The sequence below is a fragment of the Novosphingobium sp. GW835-FHT14H07 genome (assembly GCF_058793515.1).
Window position 1 is genome coordinate 217,372 of sequence record NZ_JBXAFX010000002.1, and the last position, 18,163, is coordinate 235,534.

20 protein-coding genes are annotated in these 18,163 nt (G+C 63.0%); 12 read left to right on the forward strand and 8 right to left on the reverse strand.

The annotated features are described in order from the left end of the window. Positions 1 to 31: 31 nt before the first annotated feature. The 7 genes from AC1Q5P_RS03090 to AC1Q5P_RS03120 all read right to left on the reverse strand — a co-directional run bounded on the left by AC1Q5P_RS03090 (position 32) and on the right by AC1Q5P_RS03120 (position 6,533). A complete protein-coding gene (locus AC1Q5P_RS03090; protein WP_062343423.1) occupies positions 32 to 337 on the reverse strand; it encodes a hypothetical protein in 306 nt (101 codons plus the stop codon). Between the two features lie 146 nt (positions 338 to 483). After that, a complete protein-coding gene (locus AC1Q5P_RS03095; RefSeq protein WP_039337478.1) occupies positions 484 to 1,056 on the reverse strand; it encodes a urate hydroxylase PuuD in 573 nt (190 codons plus the stop codon). A gap of 143 nt (positions 1,057 to 1,199) precedes the next feature. Further along, a complete protein-coding gene (locus AC1Q5P_RS03100; RefSeq protein WP_492518105.1) occupies positions 1,200 to 1,859 on the reverse strand; it encodes an inner membrane-spanning protein YciB in 660 nt (219 codons plus the stop codon). Continuing rightward, a complete protein-coding gene (ftsY, locus tag AC1Q5P_RS03105) occupies positions 1,856 to 2,794 on the reverse strand; it encodes a signal recognition particle-docking protein FtsY (RefSeq protein WP_039337482.1) in 939 nt (312 codons plus the stop codon). The genes AC1Q5P_RS03100 and ftsY overlap by 4 nt, the downstream gene beginning before the upstream one ends. Next, the gene (locus AC1Q5P_RS03110) at positions 2,791 to 4,011 is read right to left on the reverse strand and encodes a MiaB/RimO family radical SAM methylthiotransferase (RefSeq protein ID WP_062343425.1); all 1,221 of its coding nucleotides are present in this window, start codon (positions 4,009 to 4,011) and stop codon (positions 2,791 to 2,793) included. The genes ftsY and AC1Q5P_RS03110 overlap by 4 nt, the downstream gene beginning before the upstream one ends. Further along, the gene (gene dapF / locus AC1Q5P_RS03115; RefSeq protein ID WP_492518106.1) at positions 4,008 to 4,817 is read right to left on the reverse strand and encodes a diaminopimelate epimerase; all 810 of its coding nucleotides are present in this window, start codon (positions 4,815 to 4,817) and stop codon (positions 4,008 to 4,010) included. The genes AC1Q5P_RS03110 and dapF overlap by 4 nt, the downstream gene beginning before the upstream one ends. Before the next feature lie 51 nt (positions 4,818 to 4,868). Then, positions 4,869 to 6,533 (reverse strand): putative bifunctional diguanylate cyclase/phosphodiesterase, encoded by a 1,665-nt coding sequence (locus AC1Q5P_RS03120; protein ID WP_492518107.1) that lies wholly within the window; start codon positions 6,531 to 6,533, stop codon positions 4,869 to 4,871. Between the two features lie 334 nt (positions 6,534 to 6,867). Here AC1Q5P_RS03120 and ffh point away from each other — a divergent pair, with 334 nt between their 5' ends. From ffh to AC1Q5P_RS03180, 12 genes are all read left to right on the forward strand, one after another. Continuing rightward, positions 6,868 to 8,355: a signal recognition particle protein gene (ffh, locus tag AC1Q5P_RS03125; protein ID WP_062780479.1), complete on the forward strand. Its 1,488-nt coding sequence runs from the start codon at positions 6,868 to 6,870 to the stop codon at positions 8,353 to 8,355. 45 nt (positions 8,356 to 8,400) lie between these two features. Continuing rightward, entirely contained in the window at positions 8,401 to 8,829 is a 429-nt protein-coding gene (gene rpsP / locus AC1Q5P_RS03130) for a 30S ribosomal protein S16 (RefSeq protein ID WP_492518108.1), read from the forward strand. A 2-nt stretch (positions 8,830 to 8,831) separates the two neighbouring features. Continuing rightward, positions 8,832 to 9,329, forward strand: a complete 498-nt coding sequence (gene rimM / locus AC1Q5P_RS03135; protein WP_492518109.1) for a ribosome maturation factor RimM — start codon at positions 8,832 to 8,834, stop codon at positions 9,327 to 9,329. A 30-nt stretch (positions 9,330 to 9,359) separates the two neighbouring features. Further along, positions 9,360 to 9,719, forward strand: a complete 360-nt coding sequence (locus tag AC1Q5P_RS03140) for an AbrB/MazE/SpoVT family DNA-binding domain-containing protein (RefSeq protein WP_492518110.1) — start codon at positions 9,360 to 9,362, stop codon at positions 9,717 to 9,719. Continuing rightward, positions 9,716 to 10,090 carry a type II toxin-antitoxin system VapC family toxin gene (locus tag AC1Q5P_RS03145; protein ID WP_492518111.1) on the forward strand — a complete coding sequence of 125 codons (375 nt, stop codon included), beginning with the start codon at positions 9,716 to 9,718 and terminating at the stop codon, positions 10,088 to 10,090. Before AC1Q5P_RS03140 ends, AC1Q5P_RS03145 begins: the two co-directional genes overlap by 4 nt. Continuing rightward, positions 10,090 to 10,440: a hypothetical protein gene (locus tag AC1Q5P_RS03150; protein ID WP_492518112.1), complete on the forward strand. Its 351-nt coding sequence runs from the start codon at positions 10,090 to 10,092 to the stop codon at positions 10,438 to 10,440. Before AC1Q5P_RS03145 ends, AC1Q5P_RS03150 begins: the two co-directional genes overlap by 1 nt. Further along, positions 10,437 to 11,177 carry a tRNA (guanosine(37)-N1)-methyltransferase TrmD gene (trmD, locus tag AC1Q5P_RS03155; protein ID WP_492518113.1) on the forward strand — a complete coding sequence of 247 codons (741 nt, stop codon included), beginning with the start codon at positions 10,437 to 10,439 and terminating at the stop codon, positions 11,175 to 11,177. Before AC1Q5P_RS03150 ends, trmD begins: the two co-directional genes overlap by 4 nt. Positions 11,178 to 11,179: 2 nt before the next feature. Next, complete coding sequence (gene rplS, locus AC1Q5P_RS03160) at positions 11,180 to 11,548, forward strand: 50S ribosomal protein L19 (RefSeq protein ID WP_011445066.1); 369 nt, start codon at positions 11,180 to 11,182, stop codon at positions 11,546 to 11,548. Between the two features lie 153 nt (positions 11,549 to 11,701). Then, positions 11,702 to 13,972, forward strand: a complete 2,271-nt coding sequence (locus AC1Q5P_RS03165; protein WP_492518114.1) for a S9 family peptidase — start codon at positions 11,702 to 11,704, stop codon at positions 13,970 to 13,972. 105 nt (positions 13,973 to 14,077) lie between these two features. After that, a complete protein-coding gene (locus AC1Q5P_RS03170; RefSeq protein ID WP_039334753.1) occupies positions 14,078 to 15,103 on the forward strand; it encodes an aspartate-semialdehyde dehydrogenase in 1,026 nt (341 codons plus the stop codon). A 7-nt stretch (positions 15,104 to 15,110) separates the two neighbouring features. Continuing rightward, positions 15,111 to 15,863, forward strand: coding sequence for an alpha/beta fold hydrolase (locus AC1Q5P_RS03175; protein ID WP_039334756.1), 753 nt, complete (start codon positions 15,111 to 15,113; stop codon positions 15,861 to 15,863). A gap of 114 nt (positions 15,864 to 15,977) precedes the next feature. Next, complete coding sequence (locus tag AC1Q5P_RS03180; protein WP_230487665.1) at positions 15,978 to 16,457, forward strand: YbjN domain-containing protein; 480 nt, start codon at positions 15,978 to 15,980, stop codon at positions 16,455 to 16,457. A 97-nt stretch (positions 16,458 to 16,554) separates the two neighbouring features. Here the strand turns inward: AC1Q5P_RS03180 and AC1Q5P_RS03185 are convergent, their stop codons facing one another. Next, positions 16,555 to 17,997 carry an AMP nucleosidase gene (locus tag AC1Q5P_RS03185; RefSeq protein WP_492518115.1) on the reverse strand — a complete coding sequence of 481 codons (1,443 nt, stop codon included), beginning with the start codon at positions 17,995 to 17,997 and terminating at the stop codon, positions 16,555 to 16,557. Positions 17,998 to 18,163 lie beyond the last annotated feature (166 nt).

An 18,163-nucleotide genomic window follows, 5' to 3' on the forward strand; every position in this document is an offset into this window, starting at 1 on the left:
CGGAGCGGCATTGCCGCCCCGGGAATTCAGATCAGTCCTTCTTGGCTTCCGCCACGGATTCGTTGTGAAGGCTGGCTTCGGCTTCGGCGGCTTCCTGCTTGGTAGCCGCAGCTGCCTTGTCGGCCATTTCGTCGGTCTTTGCGGCCGCATTGTCGACGGCAGCAGCGGCCTTGTCACCCAGCTCGTCAGTAGCGGCCGCCGCGTTGTCGGCAGCGTTGGCAACGTCATTACCGGCCGATTCCGCCGTCGTCTCGGCAGCTTCCTGCGTCTTTTCCGAGCAAGCGGAAAGCGTCAGGGCGGTCGCCGCGGCGGCAGCGAGGATCGTGAACTTGCGCATGTGGTGAATTACTCCCCTTGGTGTCGTACCCGCAGCGCGGGTTGAGGAGGCAACGCATGAACACGCATTAGTATCCCGTCGCAGAAAAAGGGCGCGGCATCCGAGAATGCCGCGCCCCCCGTCAGAGTGCGTCAAGGCTGAGATGGTCAGCCGAGGTTTGCGCTCACCATGCAGTACAGCATCGGCAGCGACAGCAGCAGATTGGTGCGGCTTGCGGCCAGCGCGCGCGGTGCGGCGGCAGCCTTTTCCTCAGCCGATGCCTCGACGATGCCGAGGATCTTCTTCTGGGCGGGCCAGATGATGAACCATACGTTGAACGCCATGATCAGCGCCAGCCACATGCCAAGGCCGATCATGTTGACGTTGCCTTCGCCCGAGAAGGTCATCGCCTGGTGGCCGTATCCGTTCACGAACGCGATGACGAGGCCGGTGATGACCGTAAGCAGCGCGGCATAGCGGAAGAAGAAGAACACCTTGGGTGCGATGTGACCCGTGATCGCGCCCTTCTGTTCGGCCGGGATCTTCGGCATGGTCGGCACCTGCACGAAGTTCAGGTAGTAGAGCAGGCCGATCCACAGGATGCCGAAGAAGGCGTGGAGCCAGCGGAACACCGAGTTGGCGTCGACCGGAGCGGATGCGCCGTAGCCCACCATCACCGCAATGGCAGCGACGAGACCGACTACGAGTACGAGATGAAGATTGCCAAAGAATTTGGCCATGTGATTTCCCCCTATGTGCAACCGTCATATGGCAGGAGCACGACCATGCCCCCACGGTTGCCGCGCATATTAGGCAGCGTGCCGCAAATGTCACACAAAATTAGGGTTGGGCTGCCAGCCTCTTCGGGAAGGCTAGGCGCGCCTCAGTCGTGCGGAGGGTTCTGTTCCACCTCGGTCTGTTCGTCCATTGCCAACCCGTGCTTCATCAGCATGGGTATCTGGGCGAACGTGAACAGGAACGACAGTGAGGTCACACCCCAGAGCTTTGCCTGCAGCCAGATTTCGAAGTTGCCGTTCGCCGTATTGAAGAAGTACCGCAGGACTTCATTCAGCCCGGCCAGGAACAGGAAAAAGAACGCCCAGTTCCGCGACAGCTTCAGCCAGCCTTCCTCGTTCAGACCATCGAATGCGGCTTCGAGCAGGTAGCGCAGCATGGCCTTGCCCTTGGCAAGGCCAGCGAACAGCACGCCAGCAAAGAGCAGATATATCGCCGTTGGCTTGACTTGGATCCAGAAGGGATCGCCCAGCAGGACAGTCAGCGTCCCGAACCCGAGGATCAGCACGGTCGACAGCCACAGCATCGGCGAAATCTTGCCGAGCCGCAGCTTCGAGACGATCAAAGCCACGACGGTTGCGGCCATGAAGGCTGCAGTGCCTTTGGTAACGGCCACCACCTCGGCCAGCCCGGCATCACCACTGTCGCGCTTGAAGTAGCGATAGGCGAGGAAGAACACGAGCAGCGGACCGTAATCGACCAGCAGGTTCAGCCAGGACGATTTGGGCTTCTTTCGGGCCTCGCTCACCGGAACACTCCTGCGATGACCTTGGCGACAAGGTCGGGATCGAACGGGCGCAGATCGTCGATCTTTTCGCCCACGCCGATCGCGTGGATCGGCAAGCCGTACTGCTCCGCCGCCGCCACCAGCACGCCGCCGCGCGCGGTGCCGTCAAGCTTGGTCATGATCAGGCCGGTCACCCCTGCCACTTCCTTGAAGATCTCGATCTGCTGCAGCGCATTCTGTCCATTGGTGGCATCCAGCACCAGCACCACGTCATGCGGGGCTTCCGGATTGAGGCGGCCGAGCACGCGGCGCACCTTTGCCAGTTCGTCCATCAGCTCGCGCTTGTTCTGGAGGCGGCCGGCGGTATCGACGATCAGGGTGTCGATGCCGGTGTCGGTGGCGGTCTTTACCGCATCGAACACGATGGCAGCCGGGTCGCCGCCCTCGGGGCCGGTGACGATGGGCACGCCGAGGCGATCGGCCCATACCTTGAGCTGGCCTATCGCCGCCGCGCGGAAGGTGTCGCCCGCTGCCAGCATCACGCCGTAGTCCTGCTCCTGGAACAGGTGGGCGAGCTTGGCGATGGTGGTTGTCTTGCCCGATCCGTTGACGCCGATCACCAGGATCACCTGCGGACGAGGAAACGCCACGATTTCCAGCGGCTTGGCAACCGGGCGGAGGATCGCGGCGATCTCTTCGGCCACTGCTTCCTTCAGTCCCCGTTCGTCCACGCCGTTCTCGAACCGGGCGCTTTTCAGGCGTTCGCGGATGCGGGCGGCGGCACGGGGGCCGAGGTCGGACAGGATCAGCGCGTCCTCGATATCATCGAGTTGCTCGTCGCTCAGGCGGCTGCTGCCGACGATCCCGCCGAGATTTTCGGCAAGCCGCTCGGACGTCTTGCGGAATCCGCCGAGGATGCGGTCGGACCAGCTGGGGCTGGCGGTTTCGGCACTCATTCGAGTATTCCTTCAAAAATCCTGGTCGGCGTTACCGTGACGAGGCTCCCGACGGGAGTGCCTTCCGGAACGCGGTAGGTCGCAAAGTGTCCCGCATGGCCGGTTCCGTCGCGCTCGGCAAGGACTTGCGCAGGCGTGCCGAGGAGCGACTGCAGCCAATCCCGGCGTTGCCTGGCCACTTCGGCCCGGACTTCGGCCGCGCGTTCCCTGACGAGCACGGGATCGACTTGCGGCATGCGCGCTGCCGGCGTGCCGGGACGAGGGGAGTAGGGGAAGACGTGGCCGTGGACGACCGAGCAGTCGCGCACGATCGAGACATTGTCGGCGTGCATTTCGGGCGTCTCGGTCGGAAAACCTGCGATCAGGTCGGCGCCGATTGCTATGCCTGGGCGTCGCGCCTTCAAGCGCTGCACCAGATCGATCGCGTCATGGCGCGAGTGCCGCCGCTTCATCCGCTTGAGCACCATGTCGTTGCCGGACTGCAAGGACAGGTGGACGTGCGGCATCACGCGCGCCTCCTGCGTGATCAGTTCGAACAATAGCGGATCGATCTCCACGCCGTCGAGAGAGGACAGCCGCAAACGGGGCAGGGCGGGAAAAGCGTGCAGGATCGCCGCGACAAGATCACCAAGCCGCGGGCTACCGGGCAGGTCCGCGCCCCATGAAGTGACATCGACACCCGTCAGAACCACCTCGTTGACGCCCTCGAGCCGCGCGATCGCTTCGATGACTGCTGCTGTCGCGAGCGAAACGCTGGTCCCCCGGCCTTGCGGGATGATGCAGAAGGTGCAGGCGTGATCGCATCCGTTCTGCACCGGCACAAAGGCGCGTGTGTGAGACGTGCCGCTTCCCCGCGAAGGCAGGGGCCGCAGCCGGTTTACGGAAGGTTCCGTCGCAACACCGAGGTCCCCGCCTTCGCGGGGACGCCATGTGGCGGGCTTCAGCTTGTCGGCATTCGGCACCACCGCATCGACCTCGGCCATTCCGGCGAAGGCGTCCTGCTCGATCGTGGCGGCGCAGCCGGTCACCACGAGCCGGGCATCGGGATTTTCTCGCCGCAGCCTGCGCACTGCGCGGCGAGACTGGCGCACGGCTTCGGCAGTCACGGCGCACGAGTTGACGACCACGGTCGGCGGTCCATCAGCGAGAAACCCGCTGATCGCCTCGCTTTCGGCAATGTTGAGGCGGCAGCCGAGAGAGACGACCTGTCCGCTCATGCGGGGAAATCAGCGTCCTCGAAGGAGCCTTCGAAGCTCAGCGCGGCAGGACCGGTCATTTCGATCGAGCCGCCTTCCGGCCAAGCGATGGTGAGGGGGCCGCCGGGCAGGTCGACGCGGACCTTGCGGCCGGTCAGCTTGCGACGCATGGCTGCCACGGCGGTCGCGCAGGCGCCGGTGCCGCAGGCGCGGGTCAGGCCTGCACCGCGCTCCCACACGCGCAGCCTGAGGTGATCGGGGCCGACCACGCTGGCAACATTGACGTTTACGCGCTCGGGAAAAACCGCATCTTTTTCAATGATGGGGCCCAGTCTTTCAAGCTCTACCGCGTCGGCATCGGGCACGAAGAATACCGCATGGGGGTTGCCGACATTGACGCCGACGGGATTTTCCAACTCTTCCCAGCCAAGCGGCAACTCCAGGGTATCCATGGCATAACTCAGGGGTATCTCCTGCCAGCCAAAGCGGGGCAGGCCCATGTCCACGGTCACGCCATCCTCGCCCGCCTCGGAGCGGATCAGGCCACCCAGGGTCTCGATCGAGTTCGTTCCCCCGAGCAGAAGTCCAACAGCCCGGCTGGCATTGCCGCAAGCCTCGACCTCGCCGCCGTCGTTGTTGAAGATGCGCATGCGCACGTCGGCGATCTGCGATGGTTCGAGCACGATGAGCTGGTCGCAGCCAACGCCGGTGCGGCGATCGGCCAGCGCGGCGGCGCGATGCGTGGTCATCGCCACCGGCGTCTTACGTGCGTCGATCACCACGAAATCGTTGCCGAGGCCATGCATCTTGCGGAAGGGAATGCGCATGGCGCGCGACTTAGGGATTGCGGCGCCTCGTGGCAATCATTTCGCCGAAAATCAGGCCGTGGCCGCTCGCGGCATTTCGGGCAGTTCGTTGACCGAGATCGCGGGGGCGCTGGGCAACAGGTTGTGGCTGGCCAGCAGGGCCCGTACGGCGTCTGCGTCTTCAGGCTGACCGTAGAGATAGCCCTGGCCCTTGAAGGAGCCGTATTTGCGCAGTTCGTCGAGCACTTCCGGGCTTTCGATGCCTTCGGCAGTGATCGGCAGGTCCATGCCCTTCCCGAGCGACGAGATCGCTTCGATGATGGTACCGCTGTCCTTGCTCTTGCCGAGCGTCGAGACGAAGAAGCGGTCGATCTTGATCCGGTCGAAGGGCAGGGTGCGCAGCTGCGCCAATGACGAATAACCGGTGCCGAAATCGTCGAGGCTGATGCGGATGCCTTGATTCTTCAGGCTGGTGATCAGGGTGCGCACGACGCCGACGTTTTCATGCAGGCATGTCTCGGTAATCTCGATGTCGAGCCGGTGCGGCGGGAAGTTGGCTTCGACCAGCAGTTTGAGCAGCTTCTGGGCAAACCACGGATCGCGCAGCTGCAGCGGCGAGATGTTGACCGAGAGAGTGAGGCGAGGATCCCATTCGCGCGCATCGCGCAGCGCCTGACGGATCAGGCTTTCCGACAGCTCCGAGATCAGGCCGATTTCTTCTGCGATCGGAATGAAAAGTTCGGGCGAGAGCAGGCCATGCCTGGGGCTCTTCCAGCGGGCAAGCATTTCGAAGCCGGTCAGCTCGCCGGTGTCGAGATCGACCTGCTTTTCGTAATAGGGCACGAATTCGCCGCGAGGAATACCTTCGCGGATGCCGCGTTCGAGTTCGCTGCGGAAGCGCAGTTCGCTCTCCATGTTCTGTTCGAACCAATAGTAGCGGTTCCGTCCGCCCTTCTTTGCCTGGTACATGGCCAGGTCGGCGCGGTGGATCAGCAGTTCCGCCAGGGTGCCGGCGTCGTTCGGGTCGGCCGGTCCCGTGTTGGCAAGGCCAATGGAGGCTGTCACTTCAAGTGCGAGTCCGTCGATTTCCACCGGGCGCGCGATCGAAGCGTTCAGGCGGATCATCAGGCGGTCGATGGCTTCGACATGATCCGGATCGTAAATGGTGGCAAAGGCGAATTCGTCGCCGCCAAGGCGCGCCATGATCGATTTCTCGGGCAACAGCGCGCGAATCCGTTCGGCGGTCTGCAGCAGCACGGCATCGCCAGCCTGGTGGCCGTGCGCATCGTTCGACTTCTTGAAGTTGTCGAGATCCATCATCATCGCCACCACCTCATGACCGGTGGCCCGGGCGGTGTGGATCATGTCCTGCAGGGCAGGGCCGATACTCCGGCGGTTGAGGCAGCCGGTGAGGGGGTCGGTATGGGCCAGTCTGTGGGCCACTTCCTCGGCAACTCGGCGCTGGCCGACTTCGCGGGTGAGATCGACATAGCGCCGCCAACCGAACAGGAGGAGGGCGATATTGAGCACAAGCGCGGTGCCGAGCATCGGTTCCTGCGGCCTTGCGCCCGTTGCGAGTGAATGCAGGAAGTCGCGCAGCACGGATGAGCCGTTCGCCACGAAGAGCAGCACGGCTGCAATGATGACGCCGAGACCCACGATATCGTGATCCCGCCGGTCCTTGGGCGCGATGCTTGTGGCATCCGGCTCGTTGAACTTTATCGGCGCTGTCGCCATGCCCCCGCTTTCACCTTTGCCGCATGCCCTGCGGTTCGATTCCGTCAGGGCCATGGCTAAGGGAACGTCCTGAAATTTTGGTTAAGGACTGTTTCTGACGCAGGGCAGACGTTGCGGGCGGACAGCAGGCCGGGTGGCCAATCGGCCCAAGTTGCTTGCCTTGCGGGCAAAGCGAGGCTAAGGGGCAGGCCTGCGAGCGTCCTTGCGTCTTGCGGATTCGACAACGGCCCCTGTTCAGGATGCCACACGCTGGTCGGCGAGGTTTCGCCCACCGGCGTTTTTCGCGTTACGCGAAAGTGGTTCCCGATCAAGGGCATGATGATGGGAATTGCGCGTGTTCGACAGTCTTTCAGACCGGCTTGGAGGCGTATTCGATCGCCTGCGTGGCCGCGGCGCGCTGCGTGAGGAAGACGTCCTTGCGGCGATGCGCGAAGTGCGTATCGCGCTGCTTGAGGCCGACGTTGCCCTTCCCGTCGTTCGCCGATTTATTGACTCCGTTTCGGAGCAAGCCGTTGGCCAGTCGGTCCTGAAGTCGGTCACGCCCGGCCAGCAAGTCGTCAAGATCGTCAACGATGCGCTGGTCGAGATGCTTGGCGGCGGCACGGCCGAGCTTGACCTGAACGCCGCGCCGCCCGTTGTGATCATGATGGTCGGCCTGCAGGGGTCGGGCAAGACCACCAGCACGGCCAAGATCGGCAAGTTGCTGAAGGAAAAGCAGGGCAAGAAGGTCCTGATGGCCTCGCTGGACGTCAATCGTCCGGCGGCGCAGGAACAGCTTCGCGTTCTGGGCGAACAGGCGGGCGTTGCCACGCTGCCGATCATCACCGGCCAGCAGCCGGTCGACATCGCCACCCGCGCCGTGAACGCGGCCAAGCTGCAGGCGGTCGACGTCCTTCTGCTCGACACCGCAGGCCGACTCCACGTCGATCAGGCGCTGATGGACGAGATGAAGGCGGTTGCCGCTGTCTCGGCCCCGAAGGAAACGCTGCTCGTCGTCGACTCGCTGACGGGCCAGGATGCGGTCAACGTTGCACAGTCGTTCTCGGGCGAAGTCGATCTTACCGGCGTGATCCTCACCCGCATGGACGGTGATGCGCGTGGCGGTGCGGCGCTGTCGATGCGGGCCGTTACCGGCAAGCCGATCAAGTTTGCCGCAACCGGCGAAAAGCTGGACGCGATCGAGCCGTTCCATCCGGAGCGCGTGGCTGGCCGTATCCTTGGCATGGGCGACATCGTGTCCATCGTCGAGAAGGCGGCGGCGACGATCCAGGCGGAAGACGCCGAGAAGCTCGCCCAGCGCATGGCCAAGGGTCAGTTCGACATGAACGACCTGCGCACCCAGTTGCGCCAGATGCAGAACATGGGCGGTCTTGGTGTGCTGGCGGGCATGATGCCGGGCATGAAGAAGGCCAAGGCGGCGATGGCGCAGTCCGGCATGGACGACAAGGTGCTGCTGCGCATGGACGCGATCATCGGTTCGATGACGCCCAAGGAACGCGAGAAGCCCGAACTGCTCAACGCCAAGCGCAAGATCCGCGTCGCCAAGGGTTCCGGCACGCAGGTGCAGGACGTCAACAAGCTTCTGAAGATGCACCAGGAAATGGCCAAGGCCATGAAGCAGATCAAGAAGATGGGCGGCCTCAAGGGGCTGGGCGCGCTTTTCGGCAAGGGTGGCCTTGGCGCCGCGATGCCGGGGCTGGACCAGCAGATGGGGCCCGGGGGCTTGGGCGGCGGTCTCGGCGGTCTGGGTGGGGGCGGCCTGCCCGGTCTGGGTTCGGGCGGCTTGCCGGGCAATCTCGGCGACCTGCTCAAGAAGAAGTGATTTCGAGTTTCGCAGTTCACACAGTTTGATTGAAAGGTAGTTCAAATGTCCGTTTCTATGCGTCTTTCGCGCGGTGGTTCGAAGAAGCGCCCGTATTACAAGATCGTCGTTTCCAACAGCCGCGCCCCGCGTGACGGCAAGTACCTCGAGCAGGTCGGCACCTACAACCCGCTGCTCGCCAAGGACGACGAGAACCGCGTGCGTCTGGTTGAAGACCGCGTGCGCTACTGGCTCGGCGTCGGCGCTCAGCCAACCGACCGCGTTGCCCGCCTGCTCGACAAGGCCGGGATCAAGGAGCGCAAGGCTACGCTGAACCCGCAGGCTGGCGTCCCCGGCAAGAAGGCGCAGGAGCGCGCCGAGGAAAAGGCTGAGAAGGCTCGCGAGGCTGCTGAAGCCGCTGCTGCCGCATCGGCTGCTCCGGCCGAAGAAGCTCCGGCTGCTGAAGCCGCTGCTGAAGAGCAGACGGAAGCCTGATCTTGCGCGACCAGGCCGTCACGCTCGCCGCCATCACTGGCGCGCATGGAGTGGCGGGCGAAGTCCGCTTGAAGTTGTTCGGTGAAGGCGTGGCGGCGCTCAAGCGCTACCGCGCCTTCAACGATTCTGGCGATGGTTCTGGGCTGACCGTCGTAAAGCTGAAGGACGACGGCAAGGGCGGCGCGATCGCCCGCTTTGCCGAAGTGCCCGATCGCACAGCGGCGGAGAAGCTGCGCGGCACGGCGCTGACCGTGCGCCGCTCGGAAATGCCGCCCCTGCCCGAGGGCGAGTACTATCACGCCGACCTGATCGGCCTGCCGGCAGTCTCGACCTATGGCGAGGCGCTTGGCGAATGCATCGCGGTCGAGAACTTCGGCGCGGGCGACGTGATCGAGATTCGCAAGGCCGATGGCAAGAAGTTCATGGTGCCGATGAAACCGCAAGCGGTTCCGGAATGGACCGACGAGCGGATTGTGATTGAGGCGGGCTGGGTCGAGTAGTATATACGTCGCGTATATACGGAGGCCGTGATGGCAGACGACGACAAGGTCCGCGAAGAACGCAAGAAATTCAACATGCGGGTGTTCGGTTCTGCCCCATGGCTGAAAGCCATCGAGAAGCAGCGTCACCGCACCAAGGTGTTCAGGTCGGGTAACTCTCTTGCCGTCCGCATCCCGGCTGGCACCAAGCTTTCCGCCGGAATGGAGATGGACCTTTTGGTCGAGGATGGGCAGTTCCTGTCCTACGAGCCTGTCGAGCAGCCCAAGCGGATGTTCAATATCGACAAGGTGGCGGGGTCGGCTACGAGCCTAAAGCCGATCCGGCGCGAGGATCGTATTTTCGAAGACCGCCCGCTGCGCAGTCGTGACTCTTCAAAGGACGAGCAGTGAAGTACCTGCTCGACAGCAACATCATCATCGCGCTGGTCATGAACCAGGATTCGGGCGTCTATGCACGTGCATCGCAATGCGAGGCGGGTGAGATGGTGACGTCCGCCGTTTGCTATGCCGAAGTCGCCTACGGTTCTGCAAACGAGAAGCCGCCTGCGACTGAACAGCTTCGCGCGTTTGTCGAGGAAGTGCCCATACTGGACTTCGATTTCAAGGCGGCGCAGGCTTATGCCACACTCCCGTTCAAGCGCGCGAGCTATGACCGGCTGATCGCGGCGCATGCACTGTCACACGGGTTGATCGTGGTGACGGACAACGAGGCGGACTTCCGGGATGTGCCGGGGCTGGTGGTTGAGAACTGGACGGATTGATGTTCGATCTCAGCTCCCTCTGTGATGTATCTGGAGCCGACGAGTTACTCGTTGCCGCATGTACGGCGTTCATTGGCGCTGTTTTAGGGGCGGGAGCGAAGGTCTTGCCGTCCCTCGTTTGGCTCGGTCCACCGATTGAGCCGGTGTCCTTATCCGGCTTCGGGCTGGGCTGTCTTACTCCCATTGGATTGACCATCGCGCTAGCTGTCGTAGTCTCCATGATCGTGCCCGGCGTAGAAGAGTGCGCATCTACCGATGTCATTGTCTATCCGCTGTTGGCGCTTTTGTTGGGCCCAGTCTCGATCTACGGGGCATTCTTCCTGACCTCCAAATTCAGTAGATTCAAATGACCTTCGCCGCCACCGTCCTGACTCTCTACCCCGAGATGTTCCCCGGTCCGCTCGGCGTCAGCCTTGCCGGACGCGCGTTGCGTGAGGGGACGTGGGCGATGGATGCGGTGCAGATCCGGGACTTTGCCATCGACAGGCACAAGACCGTTGACGACACGCCGGCAGGCGGCGGGGCGGGGATGGTGTTGCGGGTGGATGTGCTCGCCAAGGCGATCGACCATGCGCGGGAAGAGCATCCCGGCTGCCCGGTGATCGCCATGACGCCGCGCGGCAAGCCGCTGACGCAGGAGCGGGTGCGGGAGCTTGCCGAGGGGCCGGGCGTGATCGTCCTGTGTGGCCGGTTCGAGGGCTTCGACGAGCGCATTTTCGAAGGCCGCGAGGTCGAGGAAGTCTCGGTCGGCGATATTGTTTTGTCCGGCGGCGAATGTGCCGCGCTGATGCTGCTGGACGCTTGCATTCGGCTGCTTCCCGGCGTAATGGGCGCGGCTTCTAGCGGGCATGAGGAGTCGTTCGAGAACGGCCTCCTCGAATACCCGCACTATACCCGACCCCAGGAATGGGAAGGGCGCACGATCCCTGAAGTGCTGCGATCGGGGGATCATGCGAAGATCGCGGCTTGGCGCAAGTCACAGTCCGAGATCGATACACGGTTACGCAGGCCGGACCTTTGGGAGCGCCACATCGGCGTTCGGGTCCAGTCTGCCTCTGGCGCGCAGCATGAAGTGCAGGATGATTGAAAATGAACCTGATCCAGCAGCTTGAAGCTGAAGCCATCGCCGAATTCAAGGCGAAGAAGGAAATTCCGGACTTCCGCGCTGGCGATACTGTCCGCGTTGGCGTGCGCGTCGTCGAAGGCGAGCGTACCCGCGTCCAGGCCTACGAAGGCGTGTGCATCGCGCGTTCGAACCGTGGCCTCGGCTCGAACTTCACCGTTCGCAAGATTTCGTTCGGCGAAGGCGTGGAGCGCGTGTTCCCGCTCTACTCGCCCAACATCGATTCGATTACCGTGGTGCGTCGTGGTGTCGTGCGTCGTGCGAAGCTCTACTATCTTCGTGGCCGCACCGGCAAATCGGCGCGTATTGCTGAGCGTAAGGTCACCAAGGCCTGAGCAACGCCCCGACGCGGATAACGTGTTCAGAAAGGCGTCCTGGCTCAGAGCCAGGGCGCCTTTTCTGCTTTCATACGCAACCATTTCGGGCCACCTAGGCGCATCGCAAACACGCCCCGGACGTGGAGCCGGGCCAGAGGATACCGAAAACCCATGCGTCACTTCCGCCTGCTCGCCGCCTGCGCGCTTGTCTCTTTCGTCGCTGCGCCTGCGCTTGCCCAACAGGGAACCCCGATGACCACTGCCGCGTCCGCTCCAGCCCCGGCCGAAGCGAAAGACCTGACGTTCGAGCGCGTGTTCGCCAGTCCGAGCCTCAATGGCCCGGCGCCGCGGGCGGTGAAGCTATCGCCCGATGGTCGCTACCTGACGCTGCTGCGCAACCGCGCCGACGACCGCGAGCGCTATGACCTGTGGGGCTTCGACCGCCAGACGGCTGAGTGGAAGATGCTGGTGGATTCGCTCAAGCTCTCGTCCGGCCGCCAGTTGACCGAGGCCGAGAAGATGCAGCGCGAACGCCAGCGCATCGGCGATCTCAAGGGCATCGTGTCGTACGAGTGGAGCGCGGACGGCAAGTCTGTGCTGGTGCCGGTGGACGGCGATCTGCTGCTGGCCGGGCTCGACGGATCGGTGCGCAAGGTTGAAGGAACCAAGGGGGGCGAGCTGACGCCGAAGCTGGGGCCGAAGGGCGAGCACATCGCCTTTGTGCGCGACCGCCGTCTGTGGGCAGGGCCGGTGACCGGTGGGGCAGCGCAGGCGATCACACCGGAAGAGGCGAATGCCGACGTCCATTGGGGCGAGGCCGAGTTTGTCGCACAGGAGGAAATGAACCGCTTCAACGGCTTCTGGTGGTCTCCCGATGAAAGCCGCATCGCGGTAGAGCGCTTTGACGAAAGCATGGTCGGCGTGGTCACGCGCGCCGCTATCGGTGCGGAAGGCACCAAGACTTTCGATCAGCGCTATCCGGCTGCGGGCACGCCCAACGCCGAAGTCTCGCTCTACGTGATGGGGCCGGATGGCTCGAACCGCGTGCAGGTCGATCTGGGCAAGGACAAGGACATCTACCTCGCCCGCGTCGACTGGGCGCCCGATGGCAAGACGCTCTACGTCCAGCGCATGAACCGTGAGCAGACCGTGCTCGACATGCTCAAGGTCGATCCTGCGACCGGTAAGTCGAGCGTGCTGTTCAGCGAGAAGGCGGCGGACAGGCACTGGATCGATCTTTCGGACAGCTATCGCTTTCTTTCGGACGGCAGCCTTGTCTGGTGGTCGCAGCGCGATGGCTTCGGGCATCTGTACCGCTTGAACAAGGGCAAGTGGAGCCAGCTGACCAAGGGTGAGTGGGTCGTCACCGGCCTGGTCGGCGTCGACGAGAAGGGCGGCAAGCTTTACCTGACGGGCACCAAGGACGACGTTCTGGCGCAACAGGTCTATGCGATGGACCTCAGGGCGCCGGGCAAGTTGACCCGTCTTACCGAACTCGGCTGGGTCAACAGCGCGGGCATGGACAAGAGCGGCCAGACGCTGATGATCACGCGATCGTCGGACGCACAGCCGGCGCAGTCCTATATTGCGGACACCACGGGCAAGCGCCTGGCGTGGATCGAGGAGAACAAGGTCACTGGCTCGCACCCCTATGCGCCCTACCTTGCCAGCCATCGTCCCGCGCAATTCGGCACCATCCCAGCGGCTGATGGCACGCCGCTGCACTACATGATGATCACGCCACCGCTGGAACCCGGCAAGAAGTACCCGGTGTTCACCTACCACTACGGCGGGCCGACCGCGCAAGTGGTAGCCAAGGGCTTCCAGGGCGCGCTGGCACAGGCGATTGTCGACAAGGGCTACATCTACTTCGCGATCGACAATCGCGGGTCGGAGAACCGCGGCGTGAAGTTCGCCTCGGCGCTGCACCACGCGATGGGCACGGTCGAGGTCGAGGACCAGCTGGCAGGCGCCAACTGGCTGAAGAAGCAGAACTTCGTCGATGCCGACAAGATCAGCACCTTCGGCTGGTCTTATGGCGGCTACATGTCGATCAAGATGCTCGAGGCCAATCCAGGCGCCTATGCGGCGGGCATTGCCGTGGCGCCGGTGACCAAGTGGCAGATGTACGACACGACCTATACCGAGCGTTACCTGGGCGATCCGAACAAGCTGCCGCAAGTCTACGAGAAGTCGAACGCGCTGGCCGACACCGGCAAGATAAGCGATCCGCTGCTCGTCATCCACGGCATGGCCGACGACAACGTGGTGTTCGAGAATGCGTCGGCGATCATCGCCAAGATGCAGGCCGAGGCGGTGCCGTTCGAGATGATGCTCTATCCCGGCTACACGCACCGCATCAGCGGGCCGAAGGTGAGCCAGCACTTGTACGAGACGATTTTCCGCTTCCTTGACCGTAATGGCGCAGGGAGTGGCAAGTAGCCTCACTTCATGGGCCTAAAGCCCAAAACACTTGGCTGGTCGGAACCAGCCGCTAGGGAACGGCCCGTCCGCTGTTGAAGGGCGGGCCGCAGGAAGGGAATGGAAATGGGTTACCGGGTTGTAGTGGTCGGTGCGACGGGGAATGTGGGCCGCGAGATGCTCAACATTCTGGCCGAGCGCGAGTTTCCCTGCGACGAGATCGCGGCGGTTGCTTCGTCGCGTTCGCAGGGCACCGAGATCGAGTTCGGCGAAACGGGCAGGATGCTGAAAGTCCAGAACGTCGACAATTTCGATTTCACCGGCTGGGACATTGCCCTGTTCGCAGCGGGTTCGGGCCCGACGCAGGTTCATGCCCCCCGCGCTGCCGCCGCAGGCTGCGTAGTGATCGACAACTCGTCGCTCTACCGCATGGACCCGGACGTGCCGCTGATCGTGCCCGAGGTTAACCCGGATGCAATCGACGGCTATACCGCGAAGAACATCATCGCCAATCCGAACTGCTCGACCGCGCAGATGGTCGTTGCATTGAAGCCGCTGCACGATGCTGCGAAGATCAAGCGCGTCGTCGTCTCGACCTATCAGTCGGTTTCCGGCGCGGGCAAGGAAGGCATGGACGAGCTGTTCGAACAGAGCCGTGCGATCTTCGTCGGCGACCCGGTCGAGCCCAGGAAGTTCACCAAGCAGATCGCCTTCAACGTGATCCCGCACATCGACGTCTTCCTTGACGATGGTTCGACCAAGGAAGAGTGGAAGATGGTCGCCGAAACCAAGAAGATCCTCGATCCCAAGGTCAAGGTCACGGCCACCTGCGTGCGCGTGCCGGTGTTCATCGGTCACTCGGAATCGCTGAATATCGAGTTCGAGAACGAGATTTCGGCCGAGGAAGCGCAGAACATCCTGCGCGAAGCGCCGGGCGTGATGCTGATCGACAAGCGCGAGAACGGCGGATACGTGACGCCGGTCGAATGCGTGGGCGATTTCGCCACTTTCGTTTCGCGCGTGCGCGAGGATTCGACCATCGACAATGGCCTGAACATCTGGTGCGTTTCGGACAACCTGCGCAAGGGTGCGGCACTGAACGCGGTGCAGATCGCCGAGCTGCTCGGCCGTCGCCACCTCAAGAAGGGCTGATCATCGCATGACGGAAGCAACCACCGAGTTCTTCCCAGGCTTTGGCGGAGCGCAATTGGCGCTGCATCGCTTAGGCGCGGGAAGACCGGTGGTGCTTCTGCATGGCCTGTTTTCCTCCGCCGAGGTCAACTGGATCAAGTTCGGAACGGCGGCGAAGCTGGTCGAGGCGGGCTTCGAATGCCTGATGCCCGATCTGCGCGTGCATGGGCACAGCGCTGCACCGCATGACCCGGCCGCCTATCCCCAGGACGTGCTGGTGCGCGATCTTGAGGCTTTGGTGGCGCATCTTGGCCTGACAGACTTCGATCTTGTCGGTTTTTCGCTGGGCTCGCGAACCGCAGCGCGCGCAGTGATTGGTGGCATGAGACCGCGCAAGCTGGTTCTTTCGGGCATGGGACTCGAAGGGCTTGCCGGCTGGGCGCGGCGGCAGGACTTCTTCCTCGACGTCATCAATCGGTTCGGCACCATCAAGCGCGACGATCCGGCATACTTCTCGCAGCAGTTCCTAAAGACCATGGGCGTTGACCGGCTGGCGGCGCGGATGCTGCTCGGCACCATGGCGGACACCGATCCGGCAGAGCTTTCCGCGATTACCATGCCGACACAGGTGCTGTGCGGCGATCAGGACAATGACAATGGATCGGCCGAACGGTTGGCCGAAGCCCTGCCCGATGCGACGCTGACGTTCATCCCCGGCACGCATATGAGTTGCGTGACACGTCCGGAAATGGGGGAGCGTCTGGCCGAATTCCTCGCCTGAGGGGGACGCAAAAAAGGTTGTCAGAGCCCTCTTGCCGACAGCGTGCAATGATGGCAGCTTCGATCCCACAAACGAACGGGCCGGCAAGAGCCCTTTTCGGGATTGAGAATGCGAATGATCTGGAAGAGCCTGCTGGCGGCGGCTGCCGTCAGCGTTCTTGCCCCTTCGGCAGCTGAGGCGGCAACTGCCACCGTCAGCGCGGTAAAGCCCGAAGGTGTGGCTGAAGCGTTGAAGAACCTGGGGTATACTGCCGAACTCGCCAAAGACGCCAACGGCGATCCACTGATCAACACAGAGATCGGGGGCTGGCAGGCAGCGCTGCTGTTTTACGAATGCAACGAAAAGACCCATGACGGGTGCCAGTCGCTGCAATTCGTGGCGAATTTCACGCCCGAGAAGAAGTTCACTGCCGAAGACGCCGTGCGCTTCAACCGCAATACCCGTTTTGCCTCGGTCTCACTGGGCAAGGACGATGCCGTGATGATGACGTGGGACATGGTCACCGGGAAGGGCATAGACTTCGAGGTTTTCTCCAACTCGGTCGATATGTTCCGCAGCGCCATGGATACGCTGGGCGCGGAAGTCTTCAAGTAATCAGGACCCCGCTTCGGCCACCCCCGAAGCGAAGGGACGCAACCTCGGCAATCCGCAAGCAGGGCTAGCTGCTTCGGATTGCCTTTTCTTTTGTGACTTAACGAAACGGCGGTTCGTTAAAGGCGCGCAGCTTGCGGCTGTGGAGGCGGGGGCCTTCCTGTCGTAGCAGGTCACAAGCGGTCGTGCCGATGGCGAGATGGGCGGCGATGGCTTCCTCGTAGAAGCGGTTCGCCTGGCCCGGCAGTTTGATCTCCCCGTGCAGAGGCTTGTCCGAGACGCACAACAGGGTGCCGTAGGGCACGCGGAAGCGATAGCCCTGCGCGGCGATCGTGGCGCTCTCCATGTCGATGCCGACCGCGCGGCTGAGTGACAGGCGACGGGCGGAGTGGGTGTAGCGCAGTTCCCAATTGCGATCGTCGGTGGTGACGATCGTGCCGGTGCGCATGCGCTTCTTGAGATCGGTGCCGCCTTCGCCTGACACGAGCTCCGCCGCCTTCTGCAGTGCCACCTGCACTTCGGCAATTGCGGGAATAGGGATTTCGGGCGGGAGGACGGGATCAAGCACGTGGTCATCGCGCAGATAGGCGTGGGCGAGGACGTAGTCGCCGATCTTCTGGGTCGGCCGCAAGCCGCCGCAATGACCGATCATCAGCCAAGCCTCGGGGCGCAGCACCGCGAGGTGGTCGCAAATCGTCTTGGCGTTGGAGGGGCCGACGCCGATGTTCACCAGCGTGATGCCCGACTTGTCCGGCGCCACGAGGTGGTAGGCCGGCATCTGGTGACGCCGCCAGGCGGTGTCGGACAGGCGGGCGCGGGCGTTCTCGATTCGTGCATCCAGGGAAAGGCCGCCCGCGCCGGTGAGGGCGATGAAATTCTCGCCATCGATCTGCTGCGCGGCCCAATCGACGAACTCGTCGACATAGCGGTGATAGTTGGTGAACAGGATGTAGCGCTGGAAATCGTCGATCTGCGTCCCGGTATAATGCGCCAGGCGGGCGAGACTGAAATCGGTGCGCAAGCCGTCAAACAGTGACAGAGGCAGCGGGCCATCGCCCACATCATAATCGGCATCCGCGATTTCGTCGCCGATGTGGGCGAGGTCGGTGGCGGGGAAGTGCTGCGCCAGTTCCTGCGGGTTTATACGGCCGATCTGGGCGCCATAGGCACCGTCGAGCACATAGGGGAAGGGTATTTCCTGCCGCGAGGGGCGGACCGCGATCTCGACCTCGAAGCCTTCGCGGATCAGGTCGATCTGCTCCTTCAGGTAATCGTCGAACAGCGCGGGCCGCGTGACCGTGCACGAATAGTCACCACGCTGGGTGAGACGTCCGAACGCCCTCCCTGTCGATTCATGGCTTGGCTCCGCATTGAGGCGGACGTGCAGTTCGGGGTAGCAGTAGCTGCCGTCGGTCCGCCGCTGCGAGGGGGGCAGGGTGCCGTGGTTGGCGTAGTCCGCTATGTCGGCCCTGAGCGTGGCGACGGCGTTGTCGTAGATGCGGGAAAGTTCGGCGACGATCGTTTCAGTTGTTTCCATCCCCACTTGTCTAGCGCGGCTGCGTGTCCCTGCAAAGACACAGCCATGCGCACGAAGTCAGCAATCCAAACAGATCTTGCGCCTTGCAGGCGTTCGAATGATAACGCTGTCAAATATTGGGAGAACCACGAAGATGCGCCTTGGATTGAGTTCGCTTGTGATAATCGCGCTG